Origin of the sequence: Burkholderia sp. IT-111MI5, assembly GCF_949752865.1 — a bacterium.
Taxonomy (GTDB): Bacteria; Pseudomonadota; Gammaproteobacteria; order Burkholderiales; family Burkholderiaceae; genus Burkholderia; species Burkholderia pyrrocinia_C.
This window is the reverse complement of the sequence record NZ_CATKIF010000044.1, coordinates 151421-172572: the sequence shown is the minus strand read 5'-3', so window position 1 is coordinate 172572 and position 21152 is coordinate 151421. Positions and strand designations below refer to the sequence as shown.

Below are 21152 nucleotides of genomic sequence, written 5' to 3'. Positions count from 1 at the left end.
GGTTTGCGATGCATCGCAAAAAAGTGTTGACACGAATAATTGGGGCGCTATAATTTCGCTTCTTTGCAGCAAGCAGCTACTGCAAAACGTGCCCAGGTGGCGGAATTGGTAGACGCACTAGGTTCAGGTCCTAGCGGTGGCAACACCGTGGAGGTTCGAGTCCTCTCCTGGGCACCATCTGTTTTTAAAAAGGTCGGCTTCCAGCCGGCCTTTTTTCATTTCCGGACCGGGAAAAAGAGTAACTTGCCCGCCGATGAATCTGCGCAGCAACCGGCACGGCTCGTCGAACTCGGCCCTCATGAATTTCCGCAGGCGCGCGCATTGAGCATCTTCGGCTGCTATCTCCGGAATCCGCGCAGGCGACCGCCTGCCCCACCTCCTTATGCCCGCCAGTCGGATCGATAGCAGAATTTATCGGTTATCGCCCGCCCTCCCCGTTGGTACGTTAGCCGGCCCGCTTCATTGCAACGAACCCAACGAGGAGCACGATTCATGACGTCGATGAACCGCCGCGCGTTCGCGCGCGCGATGCTGGCCGCAGGCCTCACTGCGGCGGGCGTCCGAACGCACGCCGAGACCACGCCTGCCGCATTGCGCATCGGCTTCCAGAAGTCGTCGACACTCATCACACTGCTCAAGACACGCGGCACCCTCGAGCAGGCGCTGGCGCCGCTCGGCCTGCGCGTGTCGTGGCATGAATTCGCGAGCGGGCTGCCGCTGACCGAAGCGCTCAACGTCGGCGCCGTCGATTTCAGCGCCGACGTCGCCGACACGGTCCCGGTCTTCGCGCAGGCCGCGCATGCGCGTTTCGTGTACGTCGCGCAGGAAGCGCCGTCGCCGAAGGCACAGGCGATCGTCGTCAAGCAGGACAGCGCACTTCGAACGCTCGCCGATCTCAAGGGCAAGCGCATCGCGGTCACGAAGGCGGCCGGCAGCCACTACCTGCTGCTCGCCGCACTCGCACGCGCAAAGCTCACGCCCGCCGACGCCGCGATCCACTACCTGACGCCCGCGGACGGCCGCGCGGCGTTCGAGCGCGGCAGCGTGGACGCATGGATCACGTGGGATCCGTATGTCGCGTCGGTCGACCGGAATCCCGACGTGCGGATTCTGGCCGACGGCAACGGACTCGCGTCGTACCAGCGCTACTACCTCGCATCGAGCAGTTTCGCCGCCGCGCGGCCCGACGTCGTCCAGATCCTGTTCGACCAGTTGTCGCAGGCCGGCACGTGGTTGCGCGACCATCCGCAGGAGGCCGCGAATACGCTTGCGCCGATCTGGGGGCTCGACGCGGCGACGATCGCACGCGCGAACGCGCGCCGCAGCTACCTCGTTCGCGCAGTGGTCGCGCAAAATTTCGGCGAACAGCAGAAGATCGCCGACACGTTCCTCGCGGCCGGACTGCTGCCGGCACGCGTCGATACGGGCCAGGCGCTGCGCTGGAATTTCGCGGCGAAACGCGCGGATCCGGTCGGCGCGTGAGACGCCGTCGCACAAGGATGCAATATTTTTATCGCTTCGGATGAAATTGTGTTGACAGTCTTCGAAGACACGCTAGAATAGCGGTCTTCGCATCGCAGCAAGCGAAACGTGCCCAGGTGGCGGAATTGGTAGACGCACTAGGTTCAGGTCCTAGCGGTGGCAACACCGTGGAGGTTCGAGTCCTCTCCTGGGCACCATCTGTTTTTGAAAAGGTCGGCTTCCAGCCGGCCTTTTTTCATTTCAGGTCCCGCATCGGCGCCACTCATCCATCAGCCGGACGACCATCGAGACAGCGCCGCCCGGCCATCGATTTCAGGCACCGTTCCAGCGTTTCGCGGCAATCGCGACGCGCTCGCCCAGCACTTCGGCCGTCTTTCGATCGCTCTCGAGAATCGCATCACCACCCTCGTCCGCATTCGCCTGCGCCATCGCACCGAGGAACGACCCGAGCCGATTCAGATCGTTGACCGAACCCTTGCTGTTGTTGTTGCCGGGCATCAGCCCGAGGCTGACCCACAGCATCTGATGCTGGGCAGCGAAGACAGCCAGCTGCTGCAGCGTCGCCAGTTTGTCGCCGCTTTGCGAAGCCGACACCGTAAAGCCGGCCGCCAGCTTGTCTCGCCACTTGCCCCAATGCTTCGACGATGCGTCCATGAAGCCCTTGAACTGCGCGGACGCACTGCCCATGTAAGTCGGCGAACCAAAGACGATCGCCTTGGCATCGCGCTCCAGATACTCCCAGTGTTCGTCGATCGCGTCGACGGGGATCAGCTTGACCGACGCACCGTCGACTTTCTCGACACCACGAGCGACTGCGTCCGCAATGACGGCCGCATGGCCGTAGCCGCTATGAAAAACCACTGCGATTTCAGGCATGAGGAGCTCCTTGTCGCGGACTATTCCGCAAAAAAACGTTACTGCGATAGTAACAGAAATGATCGTAATGCAAATATCTTCACCTGCATGTGCCGCGCGCCCCATTGCGGCAGCCGACTACACGATGCGCATGGTGCCGCCAAGCGAGCGGACAAGGCGGCATAGAGCGGCGTCGGCTGCCTGTCTTCGCGAGTCAGCGCGGCACGACAGGCACGCACCAACGATAATTTCTCAGGCGACAAACTGGAACCTGCGTTCAGGAAATTCGCTCGCTCCTCTCCGGCGGCAATCCTTCGCACCGGGATCGATTCGGCAGCGATACCCGGACACGGCGAATCCGGCACGCCCCTCTTTCTCGTCCCGCACAAAAGCCGCTCAAAATCTGTTGACAAGCCGTTCGGGCACGCTATAATTGCGGTCTTTCGCATCGCAGCAAGCGAAACGTGCCCAGGTGGCGGAATTGGTAGACGCACTAGGTTCAGGTCCTAGCGGTGGCAACATCGTGGAGGTTCGAGTCCTCTCCTGGGCACCATCTGTTTTTGAAAAGGTCGGCTTCTAGCCGGCCTTTTTTCATTTCCGGACCCGCATCATTCACACCGCCACGTTGATCCGCATGGTGTGACAAACCCCGTCTCACCATCCTCCGGACGGACAAATCGTCGTCGCGTCCGCAGTGAACACGCGCCTGCCACGCGAATTCCAAAGTTTTCGCCCCCGGCTCCGCGCTCCATCCCCATTACCCGAGACCCACCCCGCCACCCCTCATCCACGGCAAAAACCGGGATTTCCCTAGGCTGACATGACGGCTCTCACGCGGTTAAATAAATCAACGTGATTTATTTAATGCGCTGCCGCATGGCGCAACATGGAAGGAGACGCCATGAGAAGCCCGCACATCGGCCAGGGAAGTAATTCGGCCAACGTGCGCCGTTACAACGAGCGCCTGCTGCTGAAGACGCTGCGCCGCGCAGGCAGCGCGTCGAAGGCCGACCTTGCGCGTCTCGCGAGCATGACGGGCACGGCGGTCGGCAGCATCATCGCATCGCTCGCCGATGCGAAGCTGATCGAATTCGCGGGCCGTACCGAAGGCCAGCGCGGCCAGCCGGCGTCGTTGATCCGCCTCGACCCGCGCGGTGCATTCGGCATCGGCGTCCATCTCGACCGGATGCGCATCGAAACCGCGCTCGTCAACTTCGCAGGCGACGTGCTCGGCCGCCGCTCGCACGACACGCTGCTGCCTCCTCCCGCCGACGTGCTCGAGATCGTGCGTCACGACATCGACGCGATGCAGGCCCTGCTCCCCGACCACGAACGCGCCCGCCTGACCGGCGTCGGCGTCGCACAGCCTTACAACCTCGGCGCTTGGATGCGCGAACTCGGCCTCGCGCCCGATACGTTCCGCGCATGGGAAGACGTCGATTTCGCGAGCGACCTCGGTCGCGCGCTGTCGCTGCCCGTGTTCGGCGAAAACGACGGCAACGCGGCCGCGATCGCCGAGCTGTTCTACGGATACGGCCGGCAGTGCGACGACTTCGTCTACCTGTTCATCGGGCCGGCGATCGGCGGCGGCATCGCGATCGACGGCGATTGCCTGCGCGGTGTGACCGGCAATGCAGGCGACATCGCCGTAATTCCCGTGCCGCCGAGCCGGCTGGCATCCGCGCCACCGCCGCGCGGCCCGTGGGACATCCTTCTCGCGCGCGCCTCGCTGCACGCGCTTGTACGACATCTGCGCCATCACGGCGAGACGGTCGAGAACCGCGCCGATCTCGAAGCCTGCATTGCCCGCGGCCTGCCGGCCGTCGACGAATGGATCGACGACTGCGTCGACGCGCTCGCGCCGGCATTGCGCGCGGTGCTGTGCGTGATCGATGCGCCGGTAGTCGTGATCGACGCCGATACCGACGCGGGCCTGCTCGACGCGGTCACGACGCGCCTGCGCTCGGCACTGGTTGCCACCGCGCCCGAAGCGCGCGGCACGCCGACGCTCGTGCGCGGCACGTTCGGCGCCGACGCCGGCGCGATCGGCGCGGCCACGCTACCGATGTTCTTCAACTTTTCCCCGCGGGCCGGCATCCTCAAGGGCGCCCGCACCGACTCGCAGGAGGTCAACCATGTCGCGGTCTGAGTCGCCCCGCCCGCTGCTCGAAATGCGCCGGATCAGCAAGACGTTCCCGGCCGTGCGCGCGCTGGACAATGTCAGCCTGACCGTCTATCCGGGCGAGATCCACTCGCTGATGGGCGAGAACGGCGCCGGTAAATCGACGCTGATGAAGATCCTGTCGGGCGCATACCGCGCCGACGCCGGCGGCGAGATCCTGATCGACGGCGAACGCATCGACATCGACGGGCCGCTCGCCGCGCGCGATGCGGGCGTCGCGGTGATCTACCAGGAGCTGTGCCTGTCGCCGAACCTGACCGTCGCGGAAAACATCTACGTCGGCCGCGAACTGCGGCGAGGCAACCGGCGCTGGGGCACGATCGACCGCGCGGCGATGGCGCGCGGCTGCCAGGACGTGCTCGCGCGCCTCGGCGCATCGTTCGGCCCCGAAACGCTCGTCGACACGCTGTCGATCGCCGAACAGCAGCTCGTCGAGATCGCGCGCGCCGTGCACACCCGCGCCCGCATCCTGGTGATGGACGAGCCGACGACGCCGCTGTCGTCGCGCGAAACCGAGCACCTGTTCCGCCTGATCCGCCAGTTGCGCGAGGAAGGTCTCGCGATCATCTACATCAGCCACCGGATGGCGGAGATCTACGAACTGTCCGACCGCGTGTCGGTGCTGCGCGACGGCGCATACGTCGGCACGCTCGAACGCGAATCGCTGTCGGCCGAGCGTCTCGTCGCGATGATGGTCGGCCGCGACATCTCCGGCTTCTACAAGAAGGAACACGCGCCGTACGACCCCGGCCACCTGCTGCTGTCGGTACGCGACATCGCCGACGGCGCACGCGTGCGCGGCTGCAGCCTCGACCTGCATGCCGGCGAGGTGCTCGGCATCGCCGGGCTCGTCGGCGCGGGCCGCACCGAACTCGCGCGGCTGATCTTCGGCGCCGAACCGCGCGTGCGCGGCGACGTGAAACTGGGCGACCGCCAGTTCGGCGCACACTCGCCGCGCGACGCGATCGACGCGGGCCTCGTCTACCTGACCGAAGACCGCAAGCGCCAGGGCCTGTTCCTCGACATGAGCGTGCGCGACAACATCAACATTTCCGTCTGCAACCGCGATGCACGGCTCGGCGCGCTCGACCTCGCACGCGGCGCCGAACGCGCGCGCGACGCGATTTCCTCGCTGTCGATCCGCGTACCCCACGCGAACGTCAACGTCGGCGCGCTGTCGGGCGGCAACCAGCAGAAGGTGCTGCTGTCGCGCCTGCTGGAGACGAAACCGCGCGTACTGATCCTCGACGAACCGACGCGCGGCGTCGACATCGGCGCGAAATCCGAGATCTACCGGATCATCAACGAACTGGCCCGTGCCGGCGTGGGCGTGATCGTGATCTCGAGCGAACTGCCGGAAATCATCGGCGTCGCCGACCGTGTGCTCGTGATGCGCGAAGGCGAGATCGCGGGCGAACTCGGCGGCCACACGCACACGCCCATCACGCAGGAAGCCATCATCGCGCTCGCGACCGGCTCGCAGGCCGAACTCGCCGACGCGCACTGAGCCGCGCTCTTTCATTTGACTCTTACAACTCAGGTTACCGAAATGATCAACCCGACCAAGCAGCGGAACCTCGCTTCCGCGACGGCCCATCCGGTGGGCGATCGTACTCCCCAGTTGCGCACCGCCGATCATCGCGCACGCATGCAGTCGCTGATACGCACCGCCGGCATGCTGCCGGTGCTGCTGGTCCTGTGCGTCGGCTTCGGCTTCCTGACCGACGGCTTCTTCACGCTGCAGAACCTGTCGATCGTCACGCAGCAGGCGTCGATCAACATCGTGCTCGCCGCCGGCATGACCTTCGTGATCCTGACGGGCGGCATCGACCTGTCGGTCGGCTCGGTGCTCGCCGCCGCGGCCGTCGCCGCGCTGATCGCGTCGACCATTCCCGGCTGGGGCTGGCTCGGCGTGCCCTTCGCGCTCGTCGTCGGCCTCGTGTTCGGCGCGATCAACGGCGGGCTGATCTCGTTCCTGCGCCTGCCGCCGTTCATCGTCACGCTCGGTGCGATGACGGCCGTGCGCGGCGTCGCGCGCCTGATCGGCAACGACACCACCGTGTTCAATCCGCAGCTGCCGTTCGCGTTCATCGGCAACGGCACGATCCTCGGTGTGCCGTGGCTCGTCGTGATCGCGTGCGCGGTGATCGCGATCTCGTGGTTCATCCTGCGCCGCACGGTGCTCGGGATGCGGATCTATTCGGTCGGCGGCAATCCGGAAGCCGCACGCCTGTCGGGCATCAACGTGCGGGCGATCCAGATGTTCGTGTATGCGGCGTCGGGGCTGCTCGCGGGCCTCGGCGCGGTGATGTCGGCCGCGCGGCTCTATGCGGCCAACGGCCTGCAGCTCGGCCAGTCCTACGAACTCGACGCGATCGCCGCGGTGATCCTCGGCGGCACGAGCTTCGTCGGCGGCGTCGGCTCGATCGTCGGCACGCTGATCGGCGCACTGATCATCGCGGTACTGACGAACGGACTCGTGCTGCTCGGCGTGTCCGACATCTGGCAGTACATCATCAAGGGGCTCGTGATCATCGGCGCCGTCGCGCTCGATCGCTACCGCCAGCGCGATTCGGCGCGCACCTGACACCGTTCCCGTCCATTCAACCTTGCGGCGCAGGCAGGCACGCCTGCGCCCGTCTACCAACCAACCTCACGGAGACACAACGACATGTTCAAGCACAAAGCCGCCCTGACCGCCGTCGCCTGCGCACTCGCATTCGGCGCTTCCGTCGCGCACGCGGCCGACAAGCCGCTCAAATCGATCGGCATCACGGTCGGGTCGCTCGGCAACCCGTACTTCGTCACGATCGTCAAGGGCGCCGAAGCGCGCGCCAAGCAGCTCAACCCGAACGCGAAAGTCACGGCCGTGTCGGCCGACTACGACCTGAACAAGCAGTTCACGCAGATCGACAACTTCATCTCCGCGCACGTCGACATGATCCTGCTCAACGCGACCGATCCGAAGGCGATCGAGCCGGCGGTGAAGAAGGCGCAGGCGGCCGGTATCACCGTCGTCGCGGTCGACGTCGCGGCGGCCGGCGCGAATGCGACCGTGCAGACCAACAACGTGAAGGCCGGCGAGCTCGCGTGCGACTACATCGCGAAGAAACTCAACGGCAAGGGCAACGTGATCATCGAGAACGGCCCGCAGGTGTCGGCCGTGATCGATCGCGTCAACGGCTGCAAGACCGTGCTCGCGAAAAACGCGGGCATCAAGTTGCTGTCGAGCGACCAGGACGGCAAGGGCTCGCGCGAAGGCGGGATGAACGCGATGCAGGGCTACCTGACGCGCTTTCCGAAGCTCGATGCGGTGTTCACGATCAACGACCCGCAGGCGATCGGCAGCGATCTCGCCGCGAAGCAGCTGAACCGTCCGGGCATCGTGATCACGTCGGTCGACGGCGCACCCGATATCGAGGTGGCGCTCAAGTCCAACACGCTCGTGCAGGCGTCGTCGAGCCAGGACCCGTGGGCGATGGCGCAGCAGGCCGTCAACGTCGGCTACGGGATCATGAACGGCCAGAAGCCGGCCAATCCGATGATCCTGATCGAGCCGACGCTCATCACGCGCGACAACGTGAAGACCTACAAGGGCTGGAGCTCCCCGCGCTGATCGCGCCTCCCGTCCACTGAACCGGGCGGAGCCGGGCCACGTCGCCGCGCGCGACGGCCGGCGCCGCCCGCTCGCATCAACCGCTGCACGGCCCGGCCACCGGGCATCAACATGACGACGACGTTCCCCCGCCTGATCGTATTCGGCGAAGCGCTGACCGATTTCATCCGCGACGACGCACAGCGCTGGCACAGCGTCGCCGGCGGCTCATGCTGGAACGTTGCGCGCGTCGGCGCGCGACTCGGCGCGCCGACGGCCTTTGCCGGCACGGTCAGCCGCGACATCTTCGGCGACGAACTGATACGCAAGAGCGCCGACGCGGGGCTCGACATGCGTTTCATCCGGCAGGTCGACCGCGCGCCGCTGCTCGCGATGGTCGTATCGAAGCAGCCGCCCCACTATTTCTTCATCGGCGAGAACAGCGCCGATCTCGCATTCGATCCGGCGGACCTGCCCGCCGGCGCACTCGACACGGCCGAGATCGTGCACATCGGCTCGCTCGGCGTCGTGCGCGAGCCGCTCGCGTCACGCCTGATCGAGGTGGCGCAGGCCGCGCGCGCGGCCGGCAAGCGAATCTCGTTCGATCCGAACTACCGTGCGCCGATGGCCGCGCCGTCGTATCGCGACACGCTGCGCCGGCTGGTCGCGCTCGCCGACTGGATCAAGGTGTCCGACGAGGATCTTCACGGGCTGTTTCCCGAACTCGACGAAACGGCCGCACTCGCGCAACTGCGCGCGTGGTCGCCCGACGCGACGATGCTCGTCACGCGCGGCGCATCCGGCATGCAGCTCCTGCATCGCGACACCGTGCTGTTCCAGCCCGCGTTCCCGACCGACGTCGCCGACACGGTCGGCTGCGGCGACGCCAGCGTCGGCGGCTGGCTCGCGAGCCAGCTTGCACGGCCCGATGCATCGCCCGCCGAGCATCTGCGTTACGCGGCCGCGTGCGCGGCGGTCGCCTGCGCTCACGCAGGCGCCTATGCGCCGACGGCCGCGGAAGTGGCCGATATGATCGATCGCGCTGCCGACGCCGTGCTTTCGCAATAGACCGCGCCGCCGCACCGCCTCGTCACGCGGCGGTCGTTCCGTCGCCGCCGTCCGGCGGCATACCGGCCTGCAGCAGTTGAAGACTTTCGTCGACGCTCAGTTCGGACATCGCATCCTCATGCAGCGTATCGTCGGCCGCGCGGCGCAATGCATGCAGCGCATGCATCTTGAGCCTCACGATCGCGAGTCGCAGCCCGCGTGCCGTGCATTCGGCCGCGAACGTGCGCAACGATTCGATCGTCGTGCCGTCGACATCCGGCGTTTCCTCGAGGCTCAGCATCACGGCATGCGTGTCCGGCGCGGCCTTCATCAGCGCGCGCACGCGATTCAGCATCCGGTCCGCGTTCGCGAAGAACAGCTGCGCCTCGGGCCGCACGATCAGCACGCCCGGCACCGGCTTCGCGTCGGCATGGCTCGCGACGTCGACGAAGTCATGGCTGTCGCGCAGCCGGCCGAGCACGCTGACGTTCGGCTCGGACAGCTTGCGCAGCGTCAGCAGCAGGCTCACGCCGATGGCCGCCAGCAGCCCGTGCAGCACGCCGAGCACGAGCACCGCAAGCAACGCCGCGATCACGACGAGCCGGTCGCGATGCCAGTCCCAGTATGGCCGGAATACGGTCGGATGCAGCGAGTGGCTGACCGCGAAGATCACGATCGCCGCGAGCACGGGCTCCGGCGTGCGCGCGAGTTGCGGCAGCAGCAGCCAGACGATCAGCGCGACCACGCCGGCTGCCCACAGGCCGGCGAAGCGCGACTGCGCGCCGGCCGCTTCGTTCGCCGACGTCGCCGAATAGCCGGCGCCGACCGGCATCCCGTGCAGCAGGCCCGACACGAGGTTCGCGCAGCCGAGCGCGACGAGGTCGCGGTTCGGCGACACGCCGTCGCCATGCTTCAGCGCGAAGTTTCGGATCGATCCGTACGACTCCGCGTACAGGATCAGCATCAGCGCGAACGCGAGCTCGACCGTCTGCATCCACGCGTTGCGGTCGAGCTGCGGCAGGCCGAATTCGATGTGCCGGAAATCGATGTGGCCGACGATCGCGATCCCGTATCGCTGCCAGTCGATCGCATAGCCGACCGCGATCGACAGCACGATCACGACGAGCGTCGCGGGCACGCGCGAGCGGCGCCCGAGCACGAACAGCAGCGCCAGCGCGGTTGCGCCGAGCACGGCACTCGCGAGGTTCGCATGCGGCGCGCCGGTGATCAGGTCGAGCGTGACATGCGGCGCATCGCTGTGCTGCACGGAAATCGCGAGAATCTTCGGCAACTGCTTGATGACGATCGTCAGTGCGAGCCCGAACGTGAAGCCGCGCAGCACGGGCCGCGCGACGAAGTCCGACATGCCGCCGAGCCGCGCGGCGCCCGCCAGGATGAACAGCACGCCCGTCATCGCAACCAGCGCCGCCGCCAGCGCGAGCTGTTCGGCAAGCGCCATCCCCGATTCCGCGAGCACGGTCGCCGCGAGCACGGCAGCCGAAGACGACGTCGACGACACGATCGCGAAGCGGCTGCTGCCCGTGAGCGCATAGATGACGAGCCCCGCCAGCAGCGCGATGAGACCGGCCTGCGGCGGCAGGTTGGCCAGCCCGGCATACGCGACCGCCTCGGGAATCAGCAGGCCCGCGATCGACAGGCCGGCCAGTGCATCAAGGCCGATGCGCCGCGCGGGCGGCGGCGAGGCAGCGTCGAGCGCTGAAAAATGGTCGGCATGCTGCGGGCCGGCATCGGGGCGGATCGGGGCGATCGTCATGAGGCGGTCGGCGCTGTGCGCCGGTCAGGGTTTGACGGCGATGACGCCCGACCAGCCGGGCAGATAGCGCGCATCCTGGTCGTGCGCGCGGTGCAGCGCGACGTCGAGCGCTTTCGCGAAGTTCTTGCGGATCTGGTCGAGCGACACGTGCTGGCGCAGGTAATCGGCCCACAGGAATTCGCTGAACGGCGTCGCGTCCTTCGCATAGCCGCCCGCCGTGCGCAGTTCGCCTGCAAGGCTGCGGTACGGATCGTCCACGAGCCCCGTCAGCGCCTTCGGCAAATTCGCGTAGTCGCGGCGCGACCCGTCCGCGCCGAACGGATGCACCCACTGGTTGTGCTCCATCATCCGCCAGAAAATCGTGTCGTCGAGCCACGACAGATCCTTCAGCAGCATCGCGTTCACGCGCGACTCGCCCTCCTCGATCAGCGCGAGGCCGAGATGATGGTGATCGGTGATGTAGTGCAGCCCGTCCGGGCCGAGGACCGCCGGGAACCAGTGCGATTCGATCGCGGCCTTGCGCGCGCGCTTGTCGAGTGCCTTCCAGTGCTTGCGCTTCGCCTTGACTTCGCGATAACCCACCGTCATCTGCGTCGGACGCAGCGCGTCGAGCCTGACTGGAATGAGATGAACGTCGCGGCCGAGTGTCATGGTCGTACCCCATGTTGCGAAATTCCGGCAACGATACTCCTGATCGCGCGAGCCGTTAATACGTCATGACCTCGATACGCCGGCGATTGACGATCTCCGACAACCGCGCACGCGTGCGCACGATGCCGTGCTACGCGCGCAGATCGTTGCGCTCGAGACGATGGCGGATATAAGGAATGCCGTCGTGCACGACGCTCACGCGACGCATCCCGAGCTTGCGCGCGACGTTCAGCGAACCGCTGTTGGCCTCGGCGATATCGGCGATCACGCGCGGCAGGCGCACGGTATCGAATGCATGCCGCACGACCGCCGCCGCGGCCTCGCTCGCGATGCCGCGGCCCCAGGTCGTGCGCACGAGCCGCCAGCCGATCTCGACGTCGCGTGCACCGTCCGCATAGTCGGGAATCAGCAGGACCCAGCCGATGAACGTATCGGGTGCGGCCTTCTCGAAGATCGACCAGTAGCCGAGTCCCGGCGGATAGTCGCGCGTGATCCGGTGCGTGACGAAGCGGCGATGCTCGACGGGATCGTGCCACGGGCCCGCGATATGCCGTGTGACCTCGGGATCGCGATCCATCGCGATGCACGCGTCGAGATCGGCCAGCACGCGCGGACGCAGCCACAGCCTGGCGGTTTCGAGCACGGGCAGCGCAGCATCGGAACGTTCGTTCATCTGGACTCCTGATTCGGTGACGATGCGCATCGAGCGCATTACAGAACAAATACAAAACGCCTTCCGGAATGATACAGATGCCTGTCGCCGGTCCGGCGCGGCTTCGTTTCCGTTTCCGAAACAGTTCATTTCGTAGGGGTTATTCCCGATTCGGCGTTATCGCGCCCCACATCGCGCGGCGCCGCGGCCTACACTCGATCAGTGCCCGCGCACCGTGCGCAAGCGGGCCGGCATCCGCATGCACATCGTGAGCGCGCAAGCCAACGAGGAGACCTCGGACATGAGCTGGACCCGCGAACAACGCAACGTCACGATCGCCGCCTACCTGGGCTGGACGCTCGATGCGTTCGATTTTTTCCTGATGGTTTTCGTGCTGAAGGACATCGCCGCCGAATTCGCGTCGACGATCCCCGCCGTTGCGTTCGCGCTCACGCTGACGCTCGCGATGCGCCCGCTCGGCGCACTGATCTTCGGCCGGCTCGCCGACCGCTTCGGCCGCCGCCCGACGCTGATGGTCAACATCGCGTGTTATTCGCTGCTCGAACTCGCGTCGGGTTTCGCGCCGAGCCTGATCGCGCTGCTGGTGCTGCGCGCGCTGTTCGGCATCGCGATGGGCGGCGAATGGGGCGTCGGCTCCGCGCTGACGATGGAAACCGTGCCGACCCAAGCGCGCGGCTTCGTATCGGGGCTGCTGCAGGCCGGCTATCCGAGCGGCTATCTGCTCGCGTCCGTCGTGTTCGGCCTCTTCTACCAGTACATCGGCTGGCGCGGCATGTTCATGGTCGGCGTGCTGCCCGCGCTGCTCGTGCTGTACGTGCGCACGCACGTGCCCGAATCGCCGGCGTGGAAACTGATGGAGAAACGCCCGCGCCCGAGCCTCGGGACCACGCTGAAGCAGAACTGGAAGCTCACGATCTACGCGATCGTGCTGATGACCGCGTTCAACTTCTTCTCGCACGGCACGCAGGATCTCTATCCGACGTTCCTGCGCGAACAGCATCACTTCGATCCGCATACCGTGTCGTGGATCACGATCGTGCTGAACATCGGCGCAATCGTCGGCGGACTGTCGTTCGGTGCGATCTCGGAACGGATCGGCCGGCGCCGCACGATCTTCATCGCCTCGCTGATCGCACTGCCCGTGCTGCCGCTGTGGGCATTCTCGAGCGGCCCGGTTGCGCTCGCCGCGGGCGCGTTCCTGATGCAGATCTCGGTACAGGGCGCGTGGGGCGTGATTCCGGTCCACCTGAACGAGATTTCGCCCGACGAAATCCGCGCGACCTTCCCCGGCGTCGTCTACCAGCTCGGCAACCTGCTCGCGTCCGGCAACGCGACGATGCAGGCATCGCTCGCCGTTTCGCACGACAACAATTACAGCTTCGCGCTCGCGCTCGTGGCCGGCATCGTCGCCGTCGCGATCGCCGTGCTGATCCTGTTCAGCCGCGAGCGGCGCGGCATCGACATGACGCAATCGGTCAATACGCGTAGCACGGTCGGCTGAACCCGCGCATTGACGCATCGCACCATCGCGCGCGCCCCGCCCCTCGGGGACGCGCGCAACGCTTGCCGCAGTTGCACATCGAACTAGAGGAATTTGTCCAGATTCCCCGCTTGCCCGCTCCGCCCGCGTTTTTTTATCTTAATAAAAACGACTGTTTGAATCAGACAATCAAATCACCTGTTCGCGGCCGGGCGACCGGCATGGGAGGCGGAACATGGCAGTAAGTCAGGAGGGGCGGCCATCCGCGGGACGGCCGTCCGGGGCGCGATCATCCGGCCCTCGGCAGACCGGCGGGACGAAGGCGCGCATCCTCGATGCGGCCGAGGACCTGTTCATCGAGCATGGCTTCGAGGCGATGTCGATGCGGCAGATCACGTCGCGCGCGGCGGTCAACCTCGCGGCGGTCAACTACCACTTCGGCAGCAAGGAAGCGTTGATCCACGCGATGCTGTCGCGCCGGCTCGATCAGCTCAACCAGGAACGCCTCGGCATCCTCGATCGCTTCGATGCGCAGCTCGGCTCGCACATCACCTGCGAGCACGTGCTCGGTGCGATGTTCATTCCCGCGCTGAAGGCGTCGCGCAACCCGGAACGCGGCGGGCCCGGGTTCCTCCGGCTGATCGGCCGCGCGTACACCGATCCGTCGCCGTTCGTGCGCAACTTCCTGACCGCGCACTACGCGAGCGTCGCGGGCCGCTTCTTCGACGCGTTCCAGCGCGCGTTGCCGCACCTGCCGCGCACGGAACTCGGCTGGCGGCTGCACTTCGCGATCGGCGCGCTGTCCGGCGCGCTCGCGGGTGCCGAGACGGAAAGCCTGATCGACGAGTTCTCGCAAGGCCGCACGATGAACGACGTGCAGATGATCGCGCGGCTGTCGTCGCTGATCGTCGCCGCGCTGAAGGCACCGATGCCCGACAGCGCCCAACTGTCGATTTTCGCGGCGGTACTCGACGACGCGGGAGCGAGCGAAGCGTTCGGGCTGCCGTCGAGTGCGGCAGCCGCCGATACGGCGACGCTGCATTCCGCGAACTGAGCGCGCGGGGCCACACGCGACTTCCTGTTCACGATTTGATTGATACGCGGGGTCATGCGGCGCATCGAGGCGCCCGTGCTGATCGCCCGTGAAGCATGGGGCGCGGGCAGGCATCGAAGCGCCTGCCCGCGCCGAAAGCAAAGACCGGAGACACGTCATGTCATCTTCCGCAGCAACCGCAGCGGCCCAGGTTCCGCCGAACACCGACGGTATCTGGTACGCGTCGTACCCGCCCGGCGTACCGCACGAAATCGACGTCACTCAATACGCATCGCTCGTGCAGTTCTTCGACGAATGCACGACACGCTTCGCCGAGCGCGTCGCCTACGTGAGCGCAGGCGCATCGATGACCTATCGCACGCTCGCGCAGAAAGTCGACGCGTTCGCGTCGTATCTGCAGAGCCTCGGCGTGAAGCCCGGCGACCGCGTCGCGATCATGCTGCCGAATACGTTCCAGTATCCGGTCGCGCTGTTCGGCACGCTGAAGGCCGGCGCGATCGTCGTCAACGTGAACCCGCTCTACACCGCGCGCGAACTCGCGCACCAGTTGAAGGACAGCGGTGCGCAGACGATCGTCGTGTTCGAGAACTTCGCGAGCACGCTGCAGGAGGCGCTGCCGGAAACGCAGGTGAAGAACATCGTCGTCACCGCGCTCGGCGACCTGCTCGCCGACGGCTTCAATGCGAAAGGACGCCTGATCAATTTCGTGCTGAAGCACGTGAAGAAGCTCGTGCCGTCCTACCACCTGCCGCAGGCGATCCGGCTGCGCTCCGCACTTGCGCTCGGCGCGCGCGGCAAACCGCAGCCGGTGCAGATCACGCGCGACGACCTCGCGTTCCTGCAATACACGGGCGGCACGACCGGCGTCGCGAAAGGCGCGATGCTCACGCACGGCAACCTGATCGCGAACCTGCTGCAGGCGAAGGCATGGATCGCCGACCAGGTCTCGGGCGACGTCGAAACCGTGCTCACGCCGCTGCCGCTCTATCACATCTATTCGCTGACGGTGAATGCGTTCATCTTCATGGGGCTCGGCGGGCGCAACATCCTGATCGCGAACCCGCGCGACATGAAGATGGTGATGAAGATCATCCGCAACGAAACGTTCACGGGGATCACCGGCATCAACACGCTGTACAACGCGTTCCTCGACAACGAGGAATTCCGCAAGCGCGACTTCTCGAAGCTCAAGCTCGCGATGGCGGGCGGGATGGCGATGCAGCGTGCGGTCGCGGAGCGCTTCCAGCAGGTGACGGGCCGACCGGTGGTCGAAGGCTACGGGCTTACCGAATGCTCGCCGATCGTCACGATGAATCCCGTCGACCTGAACGACATGGCCTCGTTCAGCGGTTCGATCGGCCTGCCCGCGCCGTCCACCGTCGTGCGCTTTCGCCGCGAGGACGGTACCTGGGCCGCGATCGGCGAGCCGGGCGAGCTGTGCGTGCACGGTCCACAGGTGATGCGCGGCTACTGGCAGCGCCCAGACGAGACGGCCAAGGCGATCGACGCCGACGGCTGGCTCGGCACCGGCGACATCGGCGTGATGGACGAACGCGGCTTCATCCGCCTCATCGACCGCAAGAAGGACATGATCCTCGTGTCGGGCTTCAACGTGTATCCGAACGAGATCGAGGAAGTGCTCGTGATGCATCCGGGCATCAGCGAGGCCGCCGCGATCGGCATTCCCGACGAGGTGCAGGGCGAACGGATCAAGGTGTTCGTCGTGCGCCGCGACCCGTCGCTCACCGTCGACGACGTGCTCGCGCACTGCCGCAAGAACCTGACCGGCTACAAGATGCCGAAATTCGTCGAGTTCCGCGACGCACTGCCGCAGACGAACGTCGGCAAGATCCTGCGCCGCGCGCTGCGCGACGAGGAACTCGCCAGGATCAAGACCGCGAAGCAAGACTGAACGATCCATCGCTCCGGGAGATGCTGTCGATGAACGCAGGAAAGAAGCGCAGCGCGTGGCACGCTGCCGCCGCGGCGGTCGCGTGCATGCTGTCGCTCGCTCGGCCGGGACTGCCGCATGCGCAGGAAATGGCCGACGCCGCAAGCGCGGCACAGGAGGTCGCGCTGCCGGCGGACCTGGCGAAAATCACGCGCGACCCGGTCGCGCAACAGGCGCGCTGGCTGCGCACGGCCGCGCAGCGCGGCACGCTCGCGCAGCTGGACGACGCGACGCTCACGACGCTCTTCAAGGCGCTCGACCCGCTCGCCGTGCCGCTCTATATCCGTAATGGCCCCAACGGCTATCCGTCGTACCAGTTCACGATGGTGCGTCAGGAGCGCATCAGCGGGAAATGGTCCGACACGCCCGACCGCATGCTCGTGAAAACCACCCGCGAGCCGCTGCGGGTGTATGCGAAATGGCTGCCGGGCGGCGCGCATGCCGGACAGGAGACGATCTACGACACGACGCAGCGCAAGGACGAGATGTACGGCCATCTCGGCGGCCTGCTCGGCAAGATTCCGTTGTGGACGGCGCTCGACGGCGCACTCGCGCGCGCCCAGTCGAATCACCAGGTGAAGGATCTCGGCACCGAGTTCATCACGAACCTGTACCTGACCGAAGGGAAGAAATACCAGGAAGCCGGCGTGCAGCGGCCGACCCGGGTGGAAGCCAAAATGATCGGCGGCGTGCGCGTCGTCGCGCTCACCTACGAAACGCCGACCGGCCGGCCGCAGTTCTACGCGAAGAAGGAAGTCCTCGGGCTCGACCTGCACGCGCCCTATTTCCGGACCGTCGAGTCCTACGACAACGACGGCAAGATCTTCGAGCGGATCATCATCGAGAAAATCGCGCCGGCGACGCTCGACGACACCGCATTCGACCCGAAAAAACCCGACTACGCGTTCTGATGCGCGCCGGCGGGGCCGACCTCGGGTTCAATCGTCATCGTCGTCGCCGTGGTGCTTGCGCCAATGCTTGTAATAGTGCTTGCGCCACTTGCGGTAGCGATCGTCGTCGTCATCGCCGTAATAGCCGTATCCGTAGCCCGGATAGGCGACCACCGCGGGCTGCGGCGCCACATAGACCGGTGCCGGCTCGACATAGACCGGCGCGACCGGTACGCCGATGCCGACCGACAGGTCGACATGCCCCGCCATTGCACTGCCGGAAGCCAGCAACGCCACGCCGCCGACCCACCCTGCCCATCGCCTCTTGTTCATGTTCTGGATCCCTGATATGCCGGCCCATCCGGCTCGCGCGAGTAATGTAGGCACAGCGCGCGCACCGAGGTGATACGGCGCTGCGAGAGTCGTAACGCGACGTAACGAAACGGCTTTGGCCGTTCGGCCGAATCGCGAAAATGCGCCGGAACGTCTATAGTGGGTTACGGTTCGACACAATCACGACTGCGCGCTTCCCTATCGAACAGGGTAGAATTCCGCCAAACGCCTTGTGGACCAACACGCCACACACGCACAACATATTCTCTGACGCAGGCTCCTGCCGCACCTCAATGGCCAATCCCGCAGAATCCCATCCGCAAAACGACTTCATCAATTCGGCGCGCAAGGAACGTAAGCGCGTTGAAATCTATCTCGTCAACGGCATTCGTCTGACGGGATGTATCGAGTCGTTCGACCAGTACCTGGTGATGCTGCGCACCCCCGTGGGTCTGCAAGGCATCTACAAGCGCGCGATTTCCACGATCCAGCTCGACACGGGCGGCTCGCGCCCGGGCGGCGGCGGCCCCCGCGGCCCGCGCACCGGTGGGCGCCCCGGCGGCCGTGAAGGCGGCGGTCACAGCCCGTACGGCTCGCACGGCGGCCCGCGCGAATCGCGTGGCGACGGCGGCGGCTACGGTTCCCGCGAACCGCGTGAAGGCTATGGCTCCCGCGAGCCGCGCGAAGGCTACGGCTCGCGTGAACCGCGCGAAGGCTATGGCGCACCGCGCGACCCCCGCGAACCGCGCGAAGGCTATGGCGCACCGCGCGAACCCCGCGAACCGCGCGAAAGCTACGGCGCGCCGCGCGACACCGGTGACGCATCCGGCAACACATCGCCGTCGGATGCACGCGGCGGCAACGGGCCGGTGATCGTCACCCGCCGCCGGCGAATCGTGCCGGACGGCCAGTAAAACAAAAGGGCAAGCCAACGGGCTTGCCCTTTTCTCTTGTGCGGCCGGCGCGGCAAGTCGCCGCACCGCCACTCTCGGTTCAGCGTGCCGTCCTCGGCAGGCCCGCGTCGGCCTCGCGCTGCAGCGAACGCACCTGCTGCTGCAACGCGCGCAGTTGCGACTGGAGTTCGGCCTGCTGCGCCTGCAACGCGACCGTCTCGCTGCGTACGCTCTTCTGGCGATCCGCGACCGCTGCCTGCTGCTGGCGTGCAATCGAGATATCGGCCTGCAGACGCCGCGCACGGTCCTGCGTGACTTCGATCTGCTTGTCCATTTGCGCCTTCTGCGACTCCAGCTTCGTCGCTCGCAGTTCGTTGACGGCCAGCCGCTCCGCCTGATGCGAGAAATCGCGATAGATCGCTTCCGCGCGCGTTTCGTCGTGAGTCTTGATCACGCGCCAGAACGCCTTCTGCTGGAACAGCGCGACGAAGTACGCTCCGTCCTTCACGTTGAACAGCAGGCTCGCACCGTAGCTGCCGTTGTAGCTCGTGCGCATTTCCGTCAGCGTGTGCGCCTGGATCTGGCGCTGCAGGTCGTCGACCGTGCTCGGCCCCGTCGTCTCGCCCGCCTGCGGCTGCACCGACGTCTGGACCTGCGAATCGATCACCGGAATCGCTGCCACCGGCGCCGACGCCTGCTGCACCGCCGGCGAATCGCTGCCTGCCAGCCCCTGCGCGTAAGCGCCCTGCATGCCCCCCACCATGGCGAACAACACACACGCCCGCCCCAACCCCGTCATATGGCTCATGAAGTTTTTATTCCCCGCCCGAGTCGTTGTAATCCAGCGCGATTTTATCTCATTAATTATTCGCTTTCGCGTGTCTCGGGCTCTTCGTCGAAGATCTGATATTTGCGCATTTTTTCCCACAACACCTTGCGGCTGATGCCGAGCTGCTGCGCCGTGTCCTGACGCCGCCAACCGTTTGCGTCGAGCGCCGCGATGACGCGATTGCGCTCGTTCATGTCCCACTTGCTGCGATCGACGAAGACCTCGGCCGCACTTTCCGCCGGCACCGGCTGCGCCGAGCTGCGCGCGTGCGCAATCAGCCGCTGCAGCCGCGCGGCATCCCACCCGCCCGTCTGCCGCACCGTCACGCCGACACGCTCCGCGAGATTGCGCAATTCGCGCACGTTGCCGGGAAAATAGCTGTCCGCGACCGAATCCGTCAGCCAGTACGGCAGATCCGACAACTCGGCGAGCCGGTCCTCGCCGACGACCTGCGCGACGAACGACTTGAACAGCGCGATCTTGTCGACCGCGCCGCGCTCTTCCAGCGACGGAATGCTCAGCTCGATCACCGCGAGCCGGTAGTAGAGATCCGCGCGGAACAGGCCTTCCTTCACGAGCTGCGGCAGCTTCTTGTTGCTCGCCGCGACCAGGCGGAAATCGACCTTGACCGACGTCGCCGCGCCGACGCGCAGCACCGCGCCGTCCTCGAGCACGCGCAGCAGCTTGACCTGCTGGTACAGCGGCAGATCGCCGACTTCGTCGAGGAACAGCGTGCCGCCCGCCGCCTGCTCGAAATAACCTTTATGCGCAACAACCGCGCCTGTGAACGAGCCTTTCGCATGGCCGAAGAACAGCGATTCGAAAAGGCCGTCCGGAATCGCGCCGCAGTTCACCGGTACGAATTCGCCGTGCCGGTAGCGCGAATGTTTTTCGTGCAGCAGTTGCGCGATGCGCTCCTTGCCGACGCCGGTTTCACCGTGCAGCAACACGTTGGTGTCGCAGTCGGCGAACGTATCGACTTCGTGCAGCAGCGCCTGCATCGATTCCGAGTGCGCGACGAGTTCGGACGGCTGTAACGTTTCGGCCGCATGCGCACGCAGTTGCGTGACGAGCTTGCCGATCATGCCGCGCAGTTCGGCGCACGTGAAGTCGAGCGGCAGGATGTGCGAATACTCGGGCGGATACTGCGACGCGTCGTGGTCGCGCGCCGCGCCGACCCAGACGACCGGCATGCCGATGTTGGCCTGCCAGTCGCGCAGGAACGCCGCGCCGGTTTCGATCATCGACACGCTGATGATCGCCAGCGATGGCCGCAACGCGGCGCGTTCGGGCGAGATCTCCGCGTTGTCGGCACGGATCACTTCGACGTCGAAGCTCGCCATGCAGCGGGCGACGCGGTCGACGATGTCCGCTTTGCCTTCCCAGACGTAGAGGTCGAGTTCTGCGATTGCGGGCGTGGTTCTCATGATTCGGGTGCGGCTTCAGTTATTGACGAGTTGCTC

Annotated in this window: 18 protein-coding genes and 3 tRNA genes; 14 read left to right on the top strand and 7 right to left on the bottom strand. The window is 66.0% G+C overall.

Translation table 11 applies throughout. The features are described from left to right. The first annotated feature begins 90 nt into the window (after positions 1 to 90). The 3 genes from ACM6JT_RS25455 (at position 91) to ACM6JT_RS25445 (ending at position 1679) form a co-directional block, all read left to right on the top strand. Positions 91 to 177 (top strand) — tRNA-Leu (locus tag ACM6JT_RS25455). A gap of 315 nt (positions 178 to 492) precedes the next feature. Then, entirely contained in the window at positions 493 to 1482 is a 990-nt protein-coding gene (locus ACM6JT_RS25450) for an aliphatic sulfonate ABC transporter substrate-binding protein (RefSeq protein ID WP_243565487.1), read from the top strand. A gap of 110 nt (positions 1483 to 1592) precedes the next feature. Further along, a tRNA-Leu gene (locus tag ACM6JT_RS25445) sits at positions 1593 to 1679 on the top strand. Positions 1680 to 1794: 115 nt separating this feature from the next. On the opposite strand, the gene ACM6JT_RS25440 is transcribed toward ACM6JT_RS25445, so the two are convergent. Beyond that, complete coding sequence (locus ACM6JT_RS25440; RefSeq protein ID WP_034184065.1) at positions 1795 to 2358, bottom strand: flavodoxin family protein; 564 nt, start codon at positions 2356 to 2358, stop codon at positions 1795 to 1797. Positions 2359 to 2803: 445 nt separating this feature from the next. Here ACM6JT_RS25440 and ACM6JT_RS25435 point away from each other — a divergent pair. The 6 genes from ACM6JT_RS25435 to ACM6JT_RS25410 all read left to right on the top strand — a co-directional run bounded on the left by ACM6JT_RS25435 (position 2804) and on the right by ACM6JT_RS25410 (position 9182). Beyond that, positions 2804 to 2890, top strand: a tRNA-Leu gene (locus tag ACM6JT_RS25435). A 348-nt stretch (positions 2891 to 3238) separates the two neighbouring features. Continuing rightward, complete coding sequence (locus tag ACM6JT_RS25430) at positions 3239 to 4486, top strand: ROK family protein (protein ID WP_034184269.1); 1248 nt, start codon at positions 3239 to 3241, stop codon at positions 4484 to 4486. Then, a complete protein-coding gene (locus ACM6JT_RS25425; protein WP_034184064.1) occupies positions 4473 to 6026 on the top strand; it encodes a sugar ABC transporter ATP-binding protein in 1554 nt (517 codons plus the stop codon). The genes ACM6JT_RS25430 and ACM6JT_RS25425 overlap by 14 nt, the downstream gene beginning before the upstream one ends. A gap of 42 nt (positions 6027 to 6068) precedes the next feature. Further along, positions 6069 to 7106, top strand: coding sequence for an ABC transporter permease subunit (locus tag ACM6JT_RS25420; RefSeq protein WP_034184063.1), 1038 nt, complete (start codon positions 6069 to 6071; stop codon positions 7104 to 7106). 84 nt (positions 7107 to 7190) lie between these two features. Further along, a complete protein-coding gene (locus ACM6JT_RS25415) occupies positions 7191 to 8135 on the top strand; it encodes an ABC transporter substrate-binding protein (RefSeq protein ID WP_034184062.1) in 945 nt (314 codons plus the stop codon). A gap of 111 nt (positions 8136 to 8246) precedes the next feature. Next, positions 8247 to 9182 carry a carbohydrate kinase family protein gene (locus ACM6JT_RS25410; RefSeq protein WP_414857546.1) on the top strand — a complete coding sequence of 312 codons (936 nt, stop codon included), beginning with the start codon at positions 8247 to 8249 and terminating at the stop codon, positions 9180 to 9182. A gap of 22 nt (positions 9183 to 9204) precedes the next feature. Here ACM6JT_RS25410 and ACM6JT_RS25405 read toward each other — a convergent pair whose 3' ends face one another. The 3 genes from ACM6JT_RS25405 to ACM6JT_RS25395 form a co-directional block, all read right to left on the bottom strand. Beyond that, complete coding sequence (locus tag ACM6JT_RS25405) at positions 9205 to 10935, bottom strand: SulP family inorganic anion transporter (protein ID WP_414857545.1); 1731 nt, start codon at positions 10933 to 10935, stop codon at positions 9205 to 9207. 24 nt (positions 10936 to 10959) lie between these two features. Further along, on the bottom strand, positions 10960 to 11586 hold the full coding sequence (locus ACM6JT_RS25400; RefSeq protein ID WP_105393195.1) for a ParB-like protein: 627 nt from the start codon (positions 11584 to 11586) through the stop codon (positions 10960 to 10962). Between the two features lie 130 nt (positions 11587 to 11716). Continuing rightward, positions 11717 to 12259 (bottom strand): GNAT family N-acetyltransferase, encoded by a 543-nt coding sequence (locus tag ACM6JT_RS25395; RefSeq protein ID WP_034184268.1) that lies wholly within the window; start codon positions 12257 to 12259, stop codon positions 11717 to 11719. Positions 12260 to 12539: 280 nt separating this feature from the next. Here ACM6JT_RS25395 and ACM6JT_RS25390 point away from each other — a divergent pair, with 280 nt between their 5' ends. From ACM6JT_RS25390 to ACM6JT_RS25375, 4 genes are all read left to right on the top strand, one after another. Beyond that, a complete protein-coding gene (locus ACM6JT_RS25390; protein WP_414857544.1) occupies positions 12540 to 13760 on the top strand; it encodes an MFS transporter in 1221 nt (406 codons plus the stop codon). Between the two features lie 214 nt (positions 13761 to 13974). Further along, the gene (locus ACM6JT_RS25385; RefSeq protein WP_105393194.1) at positions 13975 to 14793 is read left to right on the top strand and encodes a TetR/AcrR family transcriptional regulator; all 819 of its coding nucleotides are present in this window, start codon (positions 13975 to 13977) and stop codon (positions 14791 to 14793) included. Between the two features lie 157 nt (positions 14794 to 14950). Continuing rightward, positions 14951 to 16705, top strand: coding sequence for an AMP-binding protein (locus ACM6JT_RS25380; protein ID WP_414857543.1), 1755 nt, complete (start codon positions 14951 to 14953; stop codon positions 16703 to 16705). A gap of 29 nt (positions 16706 to 16734) precedes the next feature. Beyond that, complete coding sequence (locus tag ACM6JT_RS25375) at positions 16735 to 17655, top strand: DUF1571 domain-containing protein (RefSeq protein ID WP_414857542.1); 921 nt, start codon at positions 16735 to 16737, stop codon at positions 17653 to 17655. Positions 17656 to 17682: 27 nt separating this feature from the next. Here the strand turns inward: ACM6JT_RS25375 and ACM6JT_RS25370 are convergent, their stop codons facing one another. After that, positions 17683 to 17967: a PXPV repeat protein gene (locus tag ACM6JT_RS25370; protein WP_034184056.1), complete on the bottom strand. Its 285-nt coding sequence runs from the start codon at positions 17965 to 17967 to the stop codon at positions 17683 to 17685. A 293-nt stretch (positions 17968 to 18260) separates the two neighbouring features. On the opposite strand from ACM6JT_RS25370, the gene hfq reads away from it, so the two are divergent. Next, positions 18261 to 18881 (top strand): RNA chaperone Hfq, encoded by a 621-nt coding sequence (gene hfq / locus ACM6JT_RS25365; protein WP_414857541.1) that lies wholly within the window; start codon positions 18261 to 18263, stop codon positions 18879 to 18881. Between the two features lie 79 nt (positions 18882 to 18960). On the opposite strand, the gene ACM6JT_RS25360 is transcribed toward hfq, so the two are convergent. Both ACM6JT_RS25360 and ACM6JT_RS25355 read right to left on the bottom strand, forming a co-directional pair. Continuing rightward, complete coding sequence (locus ACM6JT_RS25360) at positions 18961 to 19668, bottom strand: DUF2968 domain-containing protein (RefSeq protein WP_034184054.1); 708 nt, start codon at positions 19666 to 19668, stop codon at positions 18961 to 18963. Between the two features lie 56 nt (positions 19669 to 19724). Further along, complete coding sequence (locus tag ACM6JT_RS25355; RefSeq protein ID WP_175961540.1) at positions 19725 to 21116, bottom strand: sigma 54-interacting transcriptional regulator; 1392 nt, start codon at positions 21114 to 21116, stop codon at positions 19725 to 19727. Positions 21117 to 21152: the final 36 nt, after the last annotated feature.

Coding starts and splice junctions, on each gene's coding strand:
- ACM6JT_RS25450 (WP_243565487.1), top strand. CDS start 493: ATGACGTCGATGAACCGCCGCGCGTTCGCGCGCGCGATGCTGGCCGCA.
- ACM6JT_RS25395 (WP_034184268.1), bottom strand. CDS start 12,259: ATGAACGAACGTTCCGATGCTGCGCTGCCCGTGCTCGAAACCGCCAGG.
- ACM6JT_RS25410 (WP_414857546.1), top strand. CDS start 8,247: ATGACGACGACGTTCCCCCGCCTGATCGTATTCGGCGAAGCGCTGACC.
- ACM6JT_RS25430 (WP_034184269.1), top strand. CDS start 3,239: ATGAGAAGCCCGCACATCGGCCAGGGAAGTAATTCGGCCAACGTGCGC.
- ACM6JT_RS25380 (WP_414857543.1), top strand. CDS start 14,951: ATGTCATCTTCCGCAGCAACCGCAGCGGCCCAGGTTCCGCCGAACACC.
- ACM6JT_RS25375 (WP_414857542.1), top strand. CDS start 16,735: ATGAACGCAGGAAAGAAGCGCAGCGCGTGGCACGCTGCCGCCGCGGCG.
- ACM6JT_RS25390 (WP_414857544.1), top strand. CDS start 12,540: ATGAGCTGGACCCGCGAACAACGCAACGTCACGATCGCCGCCTACCTG.
- ACM6JT_RS25405 (WP_414857545.1), bottom strand. CDS start 10,935: ATGACGATCGCCCCGATCCGCCCCGATGCCGGCCCGCAGCATGCCGAC.
- ACM6JT_RS25415 (WP_034184062.1), top strand. CDS start 7,191: ATGTTCAAGCACAAAGCCGCCCTGACCGCCGTCGCCTGCGCACTCGCA.
- ACM6JT_RS25400 (WP_105393195.1), bottom strand. CDS start 11,586: ATGACACTCGGCCGCGACGTTCATCTCATTCCAGTCAGGCTCGACGCG.
- ACM6JT_RS25425 (WP_034184064.1), top strand. CDS start 4,473: ATGTCGCGGTCTGAGTCGCCCCGCCCGCTGCTCGAAATGCGCCGGATC.
- ACM6JT_RS25360 (WP_034184054.1), bottom strand. CDS start 19,668: ATGAGCCATATGACGGGGTTGGGGCGGGCGTGTGTGTTGTTCGCCATG.
- ACM6JT_RS25420 (WP_034184063.1), top strand. CDS start 6,069: ATGATCAACCCGACCAAGCAGCGGAACCTCGCTTCCGCGACGGCCCAT.
- ACM6JT_RS25440 (WP_034184065.1), bottom strand. CDS start 2,358: ATGCCTGAAATCGCAGTGGTTTTTCATAGCGGCTACGGCCATGCGGCC.
- ACM6JT_RS25370 (WP_034184056.1), bottom strand. CDS start 17,967: ATGAACAAGAGGCGATGGGCAGGGTGGGTCGGCGGCGTGGCGTTGCTG.
- hfq (WP_414857541.1), top strand. CDS start 18,261: ATGGCCAATCCCGCAGAATCCCATCCGCAAAACGACTTCATCAATTCG.
- ACM6JT_RS25385 (WP_105393194.1), top strand. CDS start 13,975: ATGGCAGTAAGTCAGGAGGGGCGGCCATCCGCGGGACGGCCGTCCGGG.
- ACM6JT_RS25355 (WP_175961540.1), bottom strand. CDS start 21,116: ATGAGAACCACGCCCGCAATCGCAGAACTCGACCTCTACGTCTGGGAA.